Genomic DNA, 15,877 nt, shown 5'->3' on the forward strand with positions numbered 1-15,877 from the left:
CGTCAGTGACAGGGGAAGTTCTGGGTGTGGCGGAAGTCGTGCGCTGCGTTGTGGAGCGCGATCGCCGGCGAGAAGCCCGCCATGAACAGCAGGCCGAGGCCCAGCACGGCCGCGAGCGCGACGGCGATCGGGCGCTCCGACGCGCGGGTGCCGGCGGCGACGGGGGCGAGGGTTTGCGTCGTCATCAGAAGCGTCTCCAGCCGCCCCACCGGCGGCATTGCGGGATCCTGTCGCGACGGCAGGTCTCCTGGCTCGCGGCTCGGCGCGCCCACCGCCTTCCCGGATCGCTCCGGTGGCGCTTGGCGGGCGCTCGCCGCTCACAGTTGCGGGGGCAGCCGCGGAGTCGGGGCTTCAAACCCCTCACCGCATTCCCTTTTCACCCCGTCTCCGGGGCACCGTCGCCCGGCCGTTGTAGACGCATGACCGCCAGGACACAACGGAGCGGCGCCGGATCGCGGCCGTTTCCCGCGCCCGCCCCGCGATCGGGGCGGGCTTGACGGCCGCGCCCCGGAGCGGGCACCGCCGCACCCGCTACCCGCCCGGACCCGGCGCGGGCGCTGAACTCCCGGAGACCCAATGGCCCCGACAGACGATCCGACCCCGGTTCTTGTCGATCTCGCGGCCGGCCGTGAGCCGCGGATCGTCTCCGATGCGGGCACGGGAACGACGTGGCTCGAGGTCGACCTCGGCGGCCGCTTCCCGATCCATTCCGTCGCCCTGCGGCCGGGGGAGGGGGCGGTTCCCGCGGAGCCCGGCGACGTCGCGGTGGCGGTCTCGCAGGACGGCGTGACGTGGGCCGAGCCGGACCTCGCTGGCTGGACCGCGACCCCGGACGCCCTCGTCGCCGCGATCGTCCCCGACGAGCGGGCCTGGGCGCGCGCGGTCAGGATCGCCGCGCCCGAACCGGCCCGGATCGCCGGCATCGGCATCCGCGCCGACGAGGCCGCGGTCGACCTGATCGCGCTGCGGGCGATGCTCGGCCTCGACGTGACGCTCCTGAACGAGAAGCCCGGTGCTAACGTCTACGTCACCTACGCGCTCCAGTCGGCGCCCGACCGCGCCAGCCACGCCCTGGTCGGCCTGTCGCTGTTCGAGAACGGCGCCTTCGGCAACTGCCTCGTCCAGTACATCATCGCGGTGACGATCGCGAAGGCGCTCAACCTGAAATACATCAAGGTGCCCAAGGTCGACCGCAGCAAGGTGATCTTCCTGACCGAGCGGCTGACCTGCGACGGGATCACCTTCATCCCGCCGGACGAGCCGCTGCCGTCGGACGGGTACTTCCTGTCGGGCCTGTATTTCGACCCGACGCAGTTCGAGCGCGTGACCGCGCTGCGGGGGCCGACGGATTCGCGCGCGATCGTGCAGAGCGTGATCCGGCCGCTGTTCAACGGCCTGCCGAAGAGCTTCCCGGTGAAGCCCGACGACCAGCTCCTGATCCACATCCGGTCGGGCGACATCTTCAGCACCTGGGTCGATCCGCACTATCCGCAGCCGCCCTTCGCGTTCTACCGGATGGTCATCGACCGGCTCATGGCCGAGGGTCGGATCCGCTCGGTCAAGCTCGTCTTCGAGAACAGACTGAACCCGGTCATCGCCGAGGTGGAGGCGTACGCCGAGCGGCGCGGATTGCCGGTGGAGATCCAGAGCGAGTCGCTGATCTCCGACGTCGCGGCGCTCGTGAACGGCCGCTACCTCGTCTTCGGGCTGGGGACCTTCGGGCCGGGGATCTGCCACCTCTCGGACCACGTCGAGCAGGTCTTCTACTTCGCGTCGAACTGGCCGCAGGGCTTCCAGTCGATCCCCACCATCGGGAAGGTGGTCGAGGTCCGCGATCTCGAGGGCCGCTACATGAAGGTCGGCGAGTGGCAGAACACCGACGCGCAGCGCCGGACGATGGTGGATTACCCGGCCGAAGCCCTCGCCTTCGACGACGCGTGACCGCTGCGGTAGGCTGGAGGCGCTACGGCGCGGTCCTGAGATGCTCGGCGGGGGCTCCGGCCGGACGGGTCGAGCCGGCGTCGCGCACCTTCAGGGCGTCCGTGTACATCCGCTCCACGTCCGTCCGGAAGGCGGCGCGCGAATCAGGACGCGTGTAGAACATGTGTCCGCCCGGATAGACCGCGAGGCTCAGGCGGCCGGCGGCGTAGGCGGGGACCTGCGCCAGCAGGAGCTTCGAGGCGAAGTAGGGCGTCACTAGGTCGGTGAAGCCGTGCGCCACGAGGACGCGCAGGTGCCCGTCGAGCGCCAGATCGCCCTTCAGGTTCGACAGGACCTCGGGTGCCTGCCGGCCCGAGCCCCAGCTCCAGCCGCGATTGACGGCGTTGTTCAGGAGCTCGTAGCGCATGTTGGTCACCGGCCATTTCAGCGTCCGCGCGTAGAGGTCGAGCATCGCGCTCGTCAGCGGTGCCTGGAGGGCGGTGAGCTGGGGATCCTCGAAGCTCGACTGGGCGGCGTCCGGGTTCGGGTCCCAGCCGGTGATGCCGGTGTCGTAGGCGCTGGTCACGCGCCCCTCGGCGCGGTCGATCTCGCGCTGGACGCTCCGGGTCGAGAGGCGCGCCGCCTGGGCACGCACCAGGGCGGGGTCGAGACCGACGAGGGGCGCGACCTTCTCGGTCATCCGGGCGACGGCGGCCGTGTCGCTCGGCCCCTTGAGCAGGTCGCTCAGGTACGGGCCCGAGGCATAGGCCTCCGCGTCGCCGAGCAGGGTGGAGGTCGGCACCGTGCCGGCCCGCTCAAGGGCGCCGGCCGCCAGCGAGGGCAGCTTCAGCACGTAGCCCCACGGATTGGCCCGCGGCGTCTCCAGCCACGCGAAATCGAGCACCGGCGAGAGCAGCACCATGCCGGACAGGCCGACGCCGATCTCCTCCTGGAGCTTCTCGGCGATCAGCGGGCCGCGGAAGCCGCCGTAGCTCTCGCCGACGAAGAATTTCGGGCTCGCCATGCGGTCGTTGACGCGCAGGTAGCGCGCGATGGTCGCCGCCAGGGTCGAGGCATCGGAATCGATCGACCAGTAGGCCTTGCCGTTCCCGTCCGCGGCCCGGCTGTACCCGGTCCCCACGGGATCGAGGAAGACGAGGTCGGTAAAGCCGAGCCACGTCCCGTCGTTGGGCGTCAGCGTCACCGGCTGCGACGGGCTGATGCTGTCGCCGCCGACCGGCAGCCGCCAGGGCCCGATCGCTCCGATATTGAGATAGGCCGAGGCGGCGCCCGGGCCGCCATTGACCGCGAAAGTGACGGGACGCTCCCGGCCGGCCTGCGGCGCCATCGTGTAGGCGACGTAGGCGATCTCGGCCTGCAGCTTGCCCGCCTCGTCGACGAGGGGCAGGCTGCCGGCGGTGGCGGTGAAGTCGAGGGTCCGGCCGTCCGGCAGCGTCACGCTCTGCTTGGTCGTCGAATCGGGCGGCAGGCGGCGCCCCTCCGGTCCGCGCTGCGCCGGTTTGCTCTCCGCGGGATGGCCGTGCGGCGCGTCCTGGGCGAGGGTGACCGGGGGCGCGGCCAGAGCCAGGGCGAGGGCGAGCGCGGCGCGCGCGAGACGTGCGTGGGGGGCCACCATCAAGCCTTCTTGTTCCAGCGTCCGGACTCGTCCTGCTGCCAGTAGGCCACCGCGTGACCGGCGTCCTTGGCCTGCTTCCACTGCTCGCGGGCGCGCAGCAGCGCGTCCTGGTCGGTCCCGTCGAACAGGATGCAGATCCGCTCGTACCGCCCGGCGTCGGGCGGCAGGTCGGCGCCCTCCACCAGGAAGCGGATCGAGGCGGTGTTCGGATTCACGTCCCGGAGCGTGAGCACCACCGGCTGGCTCGCGGCGTCGGGCTCGCGGTCGGTGCCGTGCGGCAGGAAGCTCTCGTCGGAATAGGTCCAGAGGTGGTCGTCGAGCGCCTGAAGGCGCTCCTCGCTCGCCGCCTGGATCGCGGCCTGCCAGCCGCGGTCCAGCGAGCGCTCGACGAGGTTCGGCAGCACCTTCTCCAGGGGCTGCCGCTGCATATGGTAGAAGAGGATCTCGGTCACGGCACCGAGGATATAGGGCCGCGGGCCGCCGCGCGAGCAGCGGCGCGCCGCCGCGGCCTCAGACCAGGCGGCTCTGCTCGATCGCGGCGCCGACGAAGCCCTTGAACAGCGGGTGCGGCTCGAACGGACGCGACTTCAGCTCCGGGTGGAACTGCACGCCGATGAACCACGGGTGCCCGACATGCTCCACCGTCTCGGGCAACAGGCCGTCAGGGGACACGCCCGAGAAGCGCAGGCCCTTGGCCTCCAGCCGCTCGCGATAGGCCATGTTGACCTCGTAGCGGTGGCGGTGGCGCTCCGAGATCTGATCGGACCCGTAGATCTGGGCGATCTTGGACTCGGGGTCGAGCTTCGCCTCGTAGGCGCCGAGCCGCATCGTGCCGCCGAGATCGCCGGCCGCCGCGCGCCGCTCCAGCTCGTTGCCGCGCAGCCACTCGGTGAGTAGGCCGACCACCGGCTCGGCGGTGTCGCCGAACTCCGTAGAGTTGGCCTCCGGCATCCCGGCCAGCGAGCGGGCCGCCTCGATCACCGCCATCTGCATGCCGAAGCAGATGCCGAGATAGGGGATGCGCTTCTCGCGGGCGTAGCGGGCCGCCCGGATCTTGCCCTCGGCCCCGCGCTGGCCGAAGCCGCCCGGCACGAGGATCCCGTTGAGGCCTTCGAGGAAGGGCGCCGGATCCTCGCGCTCGAACACCTCGGCCTCGATCCACTCGAGATTGACCTTCACCCGGTGGCTGATGCCCCCGTGGGTCAGCGCCTCGGTCAGCGACTTGTAGGCGTCCTTCAGCCCCGTGTACTTACCCACGATGGCGATCGAGACCTCGCCCTCGGGATTGCGCACGCGCTCGGCGATGGTCTGCCAGCGGCCGAGATCCGGCTCCTCGCCGTGCTCCAGGCCGAAATGGCCGAGCACCTCCCGGTCGAGGCCCGCGGTCCGATAGGAGAGCGGCACCTCGTAGATCGAGGCCACGTCGAGGGCCTCGATGACCGCGGTCTGGCGGACGTTGCAGAACAGCGCGAGCTTGCGCCGCTCGTCCATCGGGATCGGCCGGTCGCAGCGGCAGAGCAGGATGTCGGGCTGGATGCCGATCGAGCGCAGCTCCTTCACGGAGTGCTGGGTCGGCTTGGTCTTCAGCTCGCCGGCGGACGGGATGTAGGGCAGCAGCGTCAGGTGGACGTAGCAGCAGGTGCCCCGCGGCAGCTCCTGCCCGAGCTGCCGGATCGCCTCGAAGAACGGCAGGCCCTCGATGTCGCCGACCGTGCCGCCGATCTCCACCAGCACGAAGTCGAAGCTGTCGTTGCCGTCGAGGACGAAGTCCTTGATCGCGTTGGTGACGTGCGGGATCACCTGGATCGTGGCGCCGAGGTAGTCGCCGCGGCGCTCCTTGGCGATGATGTCCTGGTAGATCCGGCCCGTCGTGATGTTGTCGGCCCGGCTCGCCGGAACGCCGGTGAAGCGCTCGTAATGCCCGAGGTCGAGGTCGGTCTCGGCGCCGTCGTCGGTGACGAACACCTCGCCGTGCTGCGTCGGGCTCATCGTGCCAGGATCGACGTTCAGGTAGGGGTCGAGCTTGCGCATCCGGACCCGGTAGCCGCGGGCCTGGAGGACCGCCGCCAGGGCCGCCGAGGCGAGGCCCTTGCCGAGGGAGGAGACCACGCCGCCGGTGATGAAAACGTACCGCGTCATGGGCCTCGGTCCATAAAGAAGCTGCTGGCATTTGCCAAACGACGGAGGCCCCGGCCCGCGCATGGGCTGGGGATCGCGGAACGCATGGCGTGGACCGGCCGAGCGCCGGTCCGTCGGGACAAGGGTCGGACGCTGCGCCGCCGGTGGCGCGCGCCGTCAGCGCGACTGCGGCGCTTCCGGAACCGCCGGCTGCGCGGGAGACGACGGAGCCGGTGCCGGCTGGGCCGGGGCGTTCGCGGGCGCCCGATCCTGCTGCTGGCGCAGCGTGTCGAGCAGGTTGTCGGCACCGGTCGGCTGCTTGGCCGGCTGGCCGGACGTCTGCGGCGCGCCCGTGTCGAGGATCGACTTCGGCGCAGCCGAGCGGTGCGACAGGATCGCGAGGGTCAGACTGGTCGCGAAGAACAGGGCCGCCAGGATCGCGGTGGCCCGCGTCAGAGCGTTGGCCTGGCCGCGGCCGGTCATGAACCCGCCGACGCCGCCACCGCCGCCACCGCCGCCGAGCCCGAGTCCGCCCTCGGAGCGCTGGAGCAGCACGACGCCGATCAGCGCGAGCACGATGATGAGGTGGACGACGATCAGGACGGTCTGCATCGGTGTTCCGGGATCTTCTTCAGCGCCGCGCGCCGGCAGCGGGCACCGGAAGACGAACGCACGAGGGCCGGGGCCCGCGATCGTCCACGAACCGCCCCGACGCACGGGCGTGCGGCGGGGGCTTCGGGGGACGCTTCGGGCGGACCGGCCGGAATTCGGCGACGGCATACACCACCGGTCGCCCGCCGCCAACCTGACGCGCGCGGCCGACTGTCCGCTCCGACCCTCGCCTTCGTCGGCGCACCGTGTTCTCTGCCGGGGCAGGGCGGCCGACCGAACGCGCCGCCCGGTCCGGGAGGCAAGCCATGTCCGTGTCACGCCGTGCGGCGCTCGCCGCCGCCATCGCCGCACCCGTCCTGATCCGCCCGGGCTCCGGCTCCGCGGCCGGAACCGATCCCTCCGCCCGGGGCGCCGCGGTCGAGCAGGCGGTCGACGCCCTCACCAAGGCTCTCCTCGCCGCCGACGGTCCAGCCCTCGACGCCCTGACCCTCGACGGGCTGAGCTACGGCCATTCCAGCGGTCAGGTGCAGGACAAGGCGGCCTTCATCGAGACGCTAACCAGCAAGCGCTCGACCTTCCCGAGCATCACCCTGTCGGACCGCTCCGTCTCGGTGGTCGGCGACGACGCCATCGCGCGCCACGTCTTCACCGGCGAGGTGGTCTCGGGCGGCAAGACGTCGCCGGTCCATATCGGCGTGATGCAGGTCTGGCATAGCGACGGCGGCCGCTGGCGGCTGCTCGCCCGGCAGGCCTTCAAGATCTGACGGTCGCGCGGCGCGTCTGTCGCGCCGCGCCCAGCCAGGCTTCGCGGGCCCGCGCTCAGGCGTAGGCGGCGCAGATCCCCAGGAAGTCTTCCGCCACGAGGCTCGCGCCGCCCACGAGCGCGCCGTCGACGTTGTCCACCGACAGGAGTTCCTTGGCGTTCCCGGGCTTCACCGAGCCGCCGTAGAGGATGCGGATCTTCTGCGCCTCGTCGCCGACGAGCTTGTCGAGCATCTCCCGCAGGGAGGCGTGGACCTCGGCGATGTCGCGCGGCGTCGGCGTCCGCCCGGAGCCGATCGCCCAGACCGGCTCGTAGGCGATCACCGTGTCGGCCGCCGTCGCGCCCTTCGGCAGGCCGATGGCGAGCTGGGCGCGGACGATGTCGAGGGCGCGGCCCTGCTCGCGCTCCTCGATGGTCTCGCCGACGCAGACGATGCCGCACAGGCCGGCGCGGCGGGCGCCCAGCGCCTTGGCGTGGACCCCGTCGTCGGTCTCGTGATGGTAGGCCCGGCGCTCGGAATGGCCGACGATCACGTACTTGGCGCCGAGATCGGCGAGCATCTCGGCCGAGATCGAGCCCGTGAAGGCGCCGCTCGGCCGGGCGTGCAGGTTCTGGCCGCCGATCGCGATCGGCGATCCGGCCGCCGCCGCCACGCAGGATCCGATCAGCGTCGCAGGCGGGCAGATCAGCACGTCGATGCGCGACGCGAGGTCCGGCGAGAGCCCGCCGCGAATCGCCTCGACAACCTGGATGGATGCCCGGGTCCCGTTCATCTTCCAGTTGCCAGCGACAAGCGGCTTGCGCCCAGACTGCGTCATTCCTGCCCTCGCTCCGCCGCGGCTTTCTCGAAGTCGCCGGGGCCTACCAGAGCGAGCTTGAGCGTGCAAACGGCCGGGACCGCCCGAGCCTTTGCCTGTGGACGCGAATGGTCTATCGCGGTCGGCTCTCAGGGACAGCGCCGGCCCGGTGACGGGGCGGCTGCCGAAGGTACTCGATCACAGACCATGCTTCAGGGCATCCGCAACGCCAGCCAGCACTGGCTCGGCAAGATCGTCTTGACGATCATCTTCACGCTGCTGATCGCCGGTGTCGGCATCTTCGGGGTGGAGGAGTTCTTCCGCGGCGGCGCGAGCAACAAGGTGGCCACGGTCGGCAGCACGCCGATCACGGCCGAGCAGGTGCGCCAAGCCTACCAGAACCAGCTGCAGCGCTATCAGACCCAGCTGAAGCGTCCGCTGACGCCCGACCAGGCGCGGATGCTCGGCCTGGACCGGCAGGTGATGTCCCAGCTGATCACCGAGGCCGCCCTCGATCAGAAGACCCACGATCTCGGCCTCACGGTGCCGGATTCCTCGGTGATCAAGGCGATCCACGAGGAGAAGAGCTTCCAGAACCAGCAGGGTCAGTTCGAGCCGCAGCTCTTCTACCAGACCCTGCAGCGCGCCGGCCTCAACGAGGCCCTGTTCGTGCGCGAGCAGCGCTCGGTGATCGCCCGCCTCCAGCTGGCCGAGGCGGTGTCGTCGGACCTGCACGTGCCGCTCGCCATGCGGGAGGCCGTCCATCGCTACACCACCGAGCGCCGCGCGGCCGCCTACCTGATGCTGACGCCCTCGGTGGCCGGCCAGATCCCCGAGCCGACGGACGACGAGCTGAAGACCTGGTACGAGGCCAACAAGTCCGGCTTCCGGGCGCCGGAGTTCCGGGCGGCCAACCTCCTCGTTGTCGAGCCCGAGGCGATGGCGAAGCCCGACGCGATCACCGAGGCCGACGCCCGCGCCGCCTACGCGCTGAACAAGGACCGCTACGGCACGCCCGAGAAGCGCACGATCCAGCAGATCGTGTTCCCCGACGCGGCCGCCGCCGAGGCGGCCCGCAAGGCGATCACGGACGGCTCCAAAACCTTCGACGCGGTGGCGGCCGAGCGCGGCACCGACGAGAAGGACCTGACCCTCGGCACGCTGACCAAGAGCGAGCTGTTCGACAAGGCCGTCGCCGACGCCGCCTTCGCGCTGCCCGAGGGCGGCGTGAGCCAGCCGGTCCAGGGCCGGTTCGGCACCGTGCTGCTGCGCGTGACCAAGATCGAGGCCGGGACGGTGAAGCCGTTCGAGGCGGTGGACGGCGAGATCCGCAAGGCCCTCGCCCTGGCCCGCGCCCGCGACGCCATGGAGACCACCCGCGACGCGATCGAGGACCAGCGGGCCGGCGCCAAGCCGCTGGCCGACATCGCGGCCGAGCGCGGCCTCAAGGTCGTCGCCGTGAAGGCGGTGGACGTGAACGGCAAGGGGCCTGACGGGCAGCGGATCACCGACATCCCGGACCCGGAGACCACCCTGCCGGCCCTGTTCCGCGCCGAGATCGGCGGCGACAACGAGCCCCTGCGGACCAAGACCGGCGGCTACGTCTGGTACGACGTCACGGGGATCGACGCCGCCCACGACAAGCCCCTCGACGAGGTCAAGGACGGCGTGAAGGCCGGCTGGACCGCGACCGAGATCGCCAAGCGCCTCCAGGCCAAGGGCCGCGAGCTCGTCGAGAAGATCAACAAGGGCGAGACCATGGAGGCCGCCGCCCAGGAGGTCGGCGTCAACCTGCAGGAGGCGCAGGATCTCGCCCGCAACCAGGCCAAGGACATGCTCACGGCCGACGTCGTGAACCTGATCTTCGCGACCCCGGTGGGCAAGGCCGGGACGGCGGCCGCCGGCGATTCGCGGGCGGTCTTCAAGGTCACGGCGGCGACGGTGCCGGCCTTCGTGGCCGACAGCCCGAGCGACAAGCAGATCACGCAGAGCTTCCAGGCGGCGCTCGCCGACGACGTGCTGTCCGAGTACATCAGCGAGGTCCAGAAGAACGCCGGCGTGAAGGTCGATCCGGCGGCCCTGCGGCGCGCCATCGGCGGCGAGTACTGAGGCATGGCCGACGCGCCCGATTACGCGGACTTCGCGGCGCGCTACGAGGCCGGGCAGCCGAGCCTCGTGGCGGTGAGCCTCGTCGCCGATCTCGAGACGCCGGTGGCGGCGTTCCTCAAGCTGCGCGCCGGCCATGCCGGGCCGGCCTTCCTGCTCGAGTCGGTCGAGGGCGGCGCCGTCCGCGGCCGGTACTCGATGATCGGCCTCGATCCGGACCTGATCTGGCGCTGCCGGGCGGGCGCGCCCGCGATCGCGCGCGGGGCCGATCTCACGCGGTTCGAGCCGGATTCGCGGGCGCCGCTAGCGAGCCTGCGGGCCCTGATCGCCGAGAGCGCCATCGGCGAGTCGCACGGCCAGGACCTGCCGCCGATGGCCGCCGGCCTGTTCGGTTACCTCGGCTACGACATGGTCCGCGCCATGGAGCGGCTGCCGGAGCCGAACCCGGATCCGTTGGGCGTGCCGGACGCGATCCTGGTGCGCCCCCGGGTGATGGTGGTGTTCGATTCGATCCGCGACATCATCACGGTCGTCTCGCCGATCCGGCCCGCCCCCGGCACCGCGGCCCGGGCCGCCTACGAGGACGCGCTGCAGCGCGTCGACCGGGTCGCCGCCGCCCTCGAGGGCCCGCTGCCGATCGAGGCGCGGGTGGACCTGTCGGCGGTCGCCCCGCCCGAGCCGGTCTCGAACACGCCGCCGGACGATTTCTTCGCCATGGTGGCGCGCGCCAAGGAGTACATCGTCGCGGGCGACGTCTTCCAGGTGGTGCTGTCCCAGCGGTTCTCGGCGCCGTTCACGCTGCCGGCCTTCAGCCTGTACCGCTCGCTCCGGCGGACCAACCCGGCGCCGTTCCTCTGCTACCTCGATTTCGAGGGCTTCCAGATCGTCTGCTCCTCGCCGGAGATCCTGGTGCGGGTGCGCGACGGCGTGGTCACGGTCCGCCCGATTGCCGGCACGCGCCGCCGCGGCGCGACCCCGGCCGAGGATTCCGCCCTCGCCGACGAGCTGCTCGCCGACCCGAAGGAGCGGGCCGAGCACCTGATGCTGCTCGACCTCGGCCGCAACGACGCCGGCCGGGTCTCGCGGATCGGCAGCGTCCGCGTGACCGACTCGTTCTTCATCGAGCGCTACAGCCAGGTCATGCACATCGTGTCGAACGTCGAGGGCGACCTCGACCCGCGCCACGATCCCCTGGACGCCCTGGCGGCGGGATTCCCGGCCGGCACGGTCTCGGGCGCCCCGAAGGTGCGGGCCATGGAGATCATCGACGAGCTGGAGCGCGAGAAGCGCGGGCCGTACGCGGGCTGCATCGGCTATTTCGGCGCGCGGGGCGAGATGGATACCTGCATCGTCCTGCGCACCGCGGTGGTGAAGGACGGGACCATGCACGTCCAGGCCGGGGCCGGGATCGTCTACGATTCCGATCCCGCCTCCGAGCAGCAGGAATGCGTCAACAAGGCCAAGGCGCTGTTCCGGGCCGCCGAGGAGGCGGTGCGCTTCGCTGCGCAGGCCAAGCGCGGGCAGTAGCGCGGGCCGTAGGGCGGACGCGCGGCTGCGCCGCCGTCCGACGCCGACGGTTGACCGCGCGGGTGCGAGCGGTCACATCGCCTGCATGCCCGAGCGTGCCGCCGCGATGCCCAACGTCCTCGTCATCGACAACTACGATTCCTTCACGTGGAATCTCGTGCACCTGATCGGGCCGCTCTGCGGCACGGTCGAGGTCGCGCGCAACGACGCGCTCACGATCGCCGACATCCGCGCCAAGGCGCCCGACGCGATCGTGCTGTCGCCGGGGCCGTGCACGCCCACGGAGGCGGGGATCTGCCTCGACGTGGTCCGCGACCTGTCCGAGGAGATCCCGATCTTCGGCGTGTGCCTCGGCCTCCAGGCGATCGGCCAGGCCTTCGGCGGCGACGTCGTGCGGGCGCCGCTGCCGCTCCACGGCAAGGTCTCGACCATCCGGCACGGCGCGCGCGGCCTGTTCCGCGGCCTCAACGACAGTTTCGAGGCGACGCGCTACCACTCCCTGGTGGTCGACCGCGCGACCTGCCCGACCGCCCTGCGGGTCACCGCCGAGGCCGACGGCCTGATCATGGGCCTGGAGCACGCCGACCGGCCGCTCCACGGCGTCCAGTTCCATCCCGAGAGCATCCGGTCGCAGCACGGCACGGAGATCGTGAAGAACTTCCTCGATCTCGCCGCCGCCTGGAACACGGCGCGTGACAGGACGCGTGCCGACGTGCATTGACGCCGGGGGCCGGGGCGGCCCTCCGTAAGAACCCATGGACAGCTTCAGACCCCATCTCGCGAAGGTCGCCGGGGGCCTCGCCCTCGACCGCGCCGAGGCCCGCGCCGCCTTCGACGACCTGCTGTCGGGCGAGGTCACGCCGGTCCAGGCCGGCGCCTTCCTGACCGCCCTCAAGGTGCGCGGCGAGACCGTCGAGGAGATCGTCGGCGCCGCCGAGGCCATGCGGGCGCGCATGACCCGCGTCGCGGCGCCCGCGAACGCCGTCGACGTCGTCGGCACCGGCGGCGACCATTCCGGCAGCGTCAACGTCTCGACCCTCGCGGCGATCTTCGTGGCCGCCTGCGGCGTGCCGGTAGCGAAGCACGGGAACCGGGCGGCGACCTCGCGCTCCGGCGCCGCCGACGTGCTCGCGGCCCTGGGCGTGCGGCTCGGGCTCGACCCCGCCGCGCAGGCCCGCTGCCTCGCCGAGGCCGGACTCTGCTTCCTGTTCGCGCAGGCCCACCACCCGGCCATGCGCCACGTGGCGGCGGTCCGGTCAGAACTGCCCGTGCGGACGATCTTCAACCTGCTGGGGCCGTTGAGCAACCCGGCCGGCGTCGGCTACCAGCTCTTCGGCGTCGCCCAGGAGGCCCTCGCGGAGCCGCTGACGCGGGTCCTGGCCGAGCTCGGCAGCCGCCGGGTCTGGACCGTCCACGGGTCCGACGGGCTCGACGAGATCACCGTCACGGGCCCGACGCGGGTGGTCGCCCTCGACGAGGGGCGACTGACCCACTTCACCATCGACCCGCGCGACTTCGGTCTGGCGCTCCGCGCGCCCGAGGAGCTGCGCGGCGGCGACCCGGCCGACAACGCGCGGTCCCTGGAGGCCGTCCTGGCGGGTGCGCGGAACGCCTACCGGGACATCGCGGTCCTCAACGCGGGGGCGGCGCTCGTCGTCGCGGGCGCCGCGCAGGCCCTGGCGGACGGCGTCGCGCAGGCGCAGGATGCCGTCGATTCCGGGGCCGCCCGGGCGACGCTCGCCCGCCTCGTCCGGGCCTCGAACGACCACTCCAACGGGCAGGAGGGCCGATGAGCTCGCTGACGCACGAGGCGACCCCGGAGACCGGCGCCGGGACGCCGACCGAGCGGCCGAACGTCCTCGCCCGCATCGAGGCCTACAAGCGCCGCGAGATCGCCGAGGCGAAGCTGCGGGTGCCGCTCGCCAAGCTGGAGCGGAAGGTCGCGCAGGCGGAGCCGGTGCGCGGCTTCGCGGCGGCGATCCGGAGCCACCTCGCCGCGGACCGCCCGGCGCTCATCGCCGAGGTGAAGAAGGCCTCGCCCTCGAAGGGCCTGATCCGCGCCGATTTCGACCCGGCAAGCCTCGCCGCCGCCTACGAGGCCGGCGGCGCCACCTGCCTGTCGGTGCTGACCGACGAGCCCTCGTTCCAGGGGCGGCCCGAGTACCTGACGGCGGCGCGCGCGGCCTGCGGGCTGCCCGTCCTGCGCAAGGATTTCCTGTTCGAGCCCTATCAGGTCTACGAGGCCCGGGCCTGGGGTGCCGACTGCATCCTGGTCATCATGGCCTGCCTCGACGACGACGAGGCCGTCGCCCTGGTCGAGACGGCGCACCTCCTCGGGATGGACGTCCTGGTCGAGGTGCACGACGAGGCCGAGCTGGCGCGGGCCATCCCCCTCGGCACGGCGCTGATCGGCATCAACAACCGCAACCTCAAGACCTTCGAGGTCTCGTTCGAGACCGCGATCCGGCTGGCGCCGGGGATCCCGGCGGACCGGATCGCCGTGGCCGAGAGCGGGATCGGCGACCACGCCGACGTGGTCCGGCTGCGCGACAACGGCCTCGGCGTGGTGCTGGTCGGCGAGAGCCTGATGCGGCAGCTGGACGTCGCGGAGGCGGCCCGCGCCCTGCTGTTCGGCGCCGCGGAGGCCAAGGGCGGCAAGCCGCGGAAGAAGGCGTAAGGCATGCGGCCGGGCTCGACGCTGACCCATCTCGACACCAGCGGCGCGGCCAACATGGTCGACGTCACCGACAAGCCCGCCACCGACCGGACCGCCCGGGCGGAAGGCCAGATCGTGATGAGGCCGGAGACCCTGGCCCTGATCCGCGAGGGCGATGCCAAGAAGGGCGACGTGATCGGCACCGCTCGGCTCGCCGGCATCATGGCGGCCAAGCGCACCCACGAGCTGATCCCGCTCTGCCACCCGCTTCTGCTGTCGAAGGTGCGGGTCGAGTGCGAGCCCGACGACGCGCTCCCGGGCCTGCGCATCGCCGCCGAGGTCCGGGTCCAGGGCCCGACCGGCGTCGAGATGGAGGCGCTGACCGCCGTTTCGGTGGCCTGCCTGACGGTCTACGACATGGTGAAGGCGGTCGATCGCGGCATGCGGATCGAGGGGATCCGGCTGACCGCCAAGGACGGGGGCCGCTCGGGCACCTACCGGGCCCCGGCGGAATGAGCGGCCTGATCCCGGTCGCCGAGGCGCTGGCGCGGGTGCTCGCGAGCGTCGCCGCGCCGGTCGAGCCGGAGACCGTCCCGCTGGCGCAGGCCTGCGGCCGGACGCTCGCCGCGGACGTCGTCGCCTCACGAACCCAGCCGCCGTTCCCGGCCTCCGCCATGGACGGCTACGCCGTGCGCGGCGCCGATGCCGGGGAGGTCGGGGCGACCCTGCGGCTGATCGGCGCCAGCGCGGCCGGTCACGGCTTCTCCGGCCGCATCGGCCCGGGCGAGGCGGTCCGGATCTTCACCGGGGCGCCGGTGCCGGAGGGCGCGGACGCGATCCTGATCCAGGAGAACGCCGCCGCCGAGGCGGGCGCGGTGCGCGTCCTGGAGCCCGTGGAGCCGGCGCGGTTCATCCGCCGGGCCGGCCTCGACTTCACCGCCGGCGAGACCCTGATCCCGGCCGGCATGAGCCTGGACGCGCGGCGGCTGGCGCTCGCCGCGGCGGCCGGTCATCCGCGCCTCCCGGTCCGCCGCCGACCGCGCGTCGCGATCCTCGCCACCGGTGACGAGCTGGTTGAGGCGGGCGCGACGCCCGGCTGGGACCAGATCGTCGCCTCCAACAGCCTCGCGCTCGGTGCCCTCGCCGCCGAGGCGGGCGCCGACATCGTCGATCTCGGCATCGCGGGGGACGACCACGACGCCCTGGCGGACGCGTTCCGTCGCGCCCGCGCGGCGCGGGCCGACCTGCTGATCACCCTCGGAGGCGCCTCCGTCGGCGACCACGATCTGGTTCAGGCCGCGCTCGCCAAGGAGGGGTTGGAGCTCGGCTTCTGGCGGGTCGCCCTCCGGCCGGGCAAGCCGCTGATGCACGGCCGCCTCGGCGACATGCTGGTCATCGGGCTGCCGGGCAACCCGGTCTCGTCCATCGTGTGCGGGCTCCTGTTCGTGGTGCCCGCCATCCGCGCGCTCCAGGGTGATCCGCGGGCCGGCGCCGACCGGAGCGAGCCGGCGACGCTCGGCCGCGACATGCCGGAGAATGACGGCCGGGCCGACTACATGCGGGCGAGCCTCGCCCTCGAGCCCGACCGTCTACCGGTCGCGACCGCCGAGCGGCGTCAGGACTCGTCGATGCTCGCCGTCCTCGGACGGTCCGAAGCCCTGCTGATCCGCGCCCCGCACGCGCCGGCCGCGCGCGCCGGCGATCCCTGCCGGATCATCCGCCTCGATCGGCGCCTGCTCTGA

The 15,877-nt window shown here is 72.3% G+C and carries 15 protein-coding genes and 1 riboswitch; of the genes, 9 read left to right on the top strand and 6 right to left on the bottom strand.

Translation table 11 applies throughout. The features are described 5' to 3' along the window. Window positions 1-2 precede the first annotated feature (2 nt). Window positions 3-185 (bottom strand): CbtB domain-containing protein, encoded by a 183-nt coding sequence (locus BM419_RS14950; protein WP_024829520.1) that lies wholly within the window; start codon window positions 183-185, stop codon window positions 3-5. A 34-nt stretch (window positions 186-219) separates the two neighbouring features. Then, a riboswitch (cobalamin riboswitch) is annotated at window positions 220-415 on the bottom strand. Window positions 416-576: 161 nt separating this feature from the next. Here BM419_RS14950 and BM419_RS14955 point away from each other — a divergent pair. After that, window positions 577-1,941: a discoidin domain-containing protein gene (locus tag BM419_RS14955; RefSeq protein WP_091926862.1), complete on the top strand. Its 1,365-nt coding sequence runs from the start codon at window positions 577-579 to the stop codon at window positions 1,939-1,941. Window positions 1,942-1,963: 22 nt separating this feature from the next. Here BM419_RS14955 and BM419_RS14960 read toward each other — a convergent pair whose 3' ends face one another. From BM419_RS14960 to secG, 4 genes are all read right to left on the bottom strand, one after another. Further along, complete coding sequence (locus tag BM419_RS14960) at window positions 1,964-3,556, bottom strand: S10 family peptidase (protein ID WP_091926863.1); 1,593 nt, start codon at window positions 3,554-3,556, stop codon at window positions 1,964-1,966. Continuing rightward, the gene (locus tag BM419_RS14965) at window positions 3,556-4,008 is read right to left on the bottom strand and encodes a DNA polymerase III subunit chi (protein WP_091680775.1); all 453 of its coding nucleotides are present in this window, start codon (window positions 4,006-4,008) and stop codon (window positions 3,556-3,558) included. Before BM419_RS14965 ends, BM419_RS14960 begins: the two co-directional genes overlap by 1 nt. Window positions 4,009-4,066: 58 nt before the next feature. Beyond that, window positions 4,067-5,695 (bottom strand): CTP synthase, encoded by a 1,629-nt coding sequence (locus tag BM419_RS14970; RefSeq protein ID WP_020094624.1) that lies wholly within the window; start codon window positions 5,693-5,695, stop codon window positions 4,067-4,069. Window positions 5,696-5,851: 156 nt separating this feature from the next. Continuing rightward, entirely contained in the window at window positions 5,852-6,286 is a 435-nt protein-coding gene (gene secG / locus BM419_RS14975; protein WP_020094623.1) for a preprotein translocase subunit SecG, read from the bottom strand. 305 nt (window positions 6,287-6,591) lie between these two features. Here secG and BM419_RS14980 point away from each other — a divergent pair, with 305 nt between their 5' ends. Next, window positions 6,592-7,050, top strand: a complete 459-nt coding sequence (locus tag BM419_RS14980; RefSeq protein WP_056528103.1) for a nuclear transport factor 2 family protein — start codon at window positions 6,592-6,594, stop codon at window positions 7,048-7,050. A 55-nt stretch (window positions 7,051-7,105) separates the two neighbouring features. Here the strand turns inward: BM419_RS14980 and tpiA are convergent, their stop codons facing one another. Beyond that, a complete protein-coding gene (gene tpiA / locus BM419_RS14985) occupies window positions 7,106-7,867 on the bottom strand; it encodes a triose-phosphate isomerase (protein WP_091926864.1) in 762 nt (253 codons plus the stop codon). A 186-nt stretch (window positions 7,868-8,053) separates the two neighbouring features. Here tpiA and BM419_RS14990 point away from each other — a divergent pair, with 186 nt between their 5' ends. From BM419_RS14990 to glp, 7 genes are all read left to right on the top strand, one after another. After that, window positions 8,054-9,955 carry a peptidylprolyl isomerase gene (locus BM419_RS14990; protein WP_091926865.1) on the top strand — a complete coding sequence of 634 codons (1,902 nt, stop codon included), beginning with the start codon at window positions 8,054-8,056 and terminating at the stop codon, window positions 9,953-9,955. Window positions 9,956-9,958: 3 nt separating this feature from the next. Further along, window positions 9,959-11,479, top strand: a complete 1,521-nt coding sequence (gene trpE / locus BM419_RS14995) for an anthranilate synthase component I (protein WP_091926866.1) — start codon at window positions 9,959-9,961, stop codon at window positions 11,477-11,479. Window positions 11,480-11,585: 106 nt separating this feature from the next. Continuing rightward, window positions 11,586-12,200 (top strand): anthranilate synthase component II, encoded by a 615-nt coding sequence (locus tag BM419_RS15000; protein WP_026605172.1) that lies wholly within the window; start codon window positions 11,586-11,588, stop codon window positions 12,198-12,200. 34 nt (window positions 12,201-12,234) lie between these two features. Further along, window positions 12,235-13,272, top strand: a complete 1,038-nt coding sequence (trpD, locus tag BM419_RS15005; protein ID WP_091926867.1) for an anthranilate phosphoribosyltransferase — start codon at window positions 12,235-12,237, stop codon at window positions 13,270-13,272. Further along, complete coding sequence (gene trpC, locus BM419_RS15010; protein WP_091926868.1) at window positions 13,269-14,156, top strand: indole-3-glycerol phosphate synthase TrpC; 888 nt, start codon at window positions 13,269-13,271, stop codon at window positions 14,154-14,156. Before trpD ends, trpC begins: the two co-directional genes overlap by 4 nt. 3 nt (window positions 14,157-14,159) lie before the next feature. Further along, the gene (gene moaC, locus BM419_RS15015; RefSeq protein WP_056528122.1) at window positions 14,160-14,651 is read left to right on the top strand and encodes a cyclic pyranopterin monophosphate synthase MoaC; all 492 of its coding nucleotides are present in this window, start codon (window positions 14,160-14,162) and stop codon (window positions 14,649-14,651) included. Beyond that, complete coding sequence (gene glp / locus BM419_RS15020; protein ID WP_091926869.1) at window positions 14,648-15,877, top strand: molybdopterin molybdotransferase MoeA; 1,230 nt, start codon at window positions 14,648-14,650, stop codon at window positions 15,875-15,877. Before moaC ends, glp begins: the two co-directional genes overlap by 4 nt.

The organism is Methylobacterium sp. yr668 (assembly GCF_900116245.1).
In the GTDB taxonomy this organism is placed as follows: domain Bacteria; phylum Pseudomonadota; class Alphaproteobacteria; order Rhizobiales; family Beijerinckiaceae; genus Methylobacterium.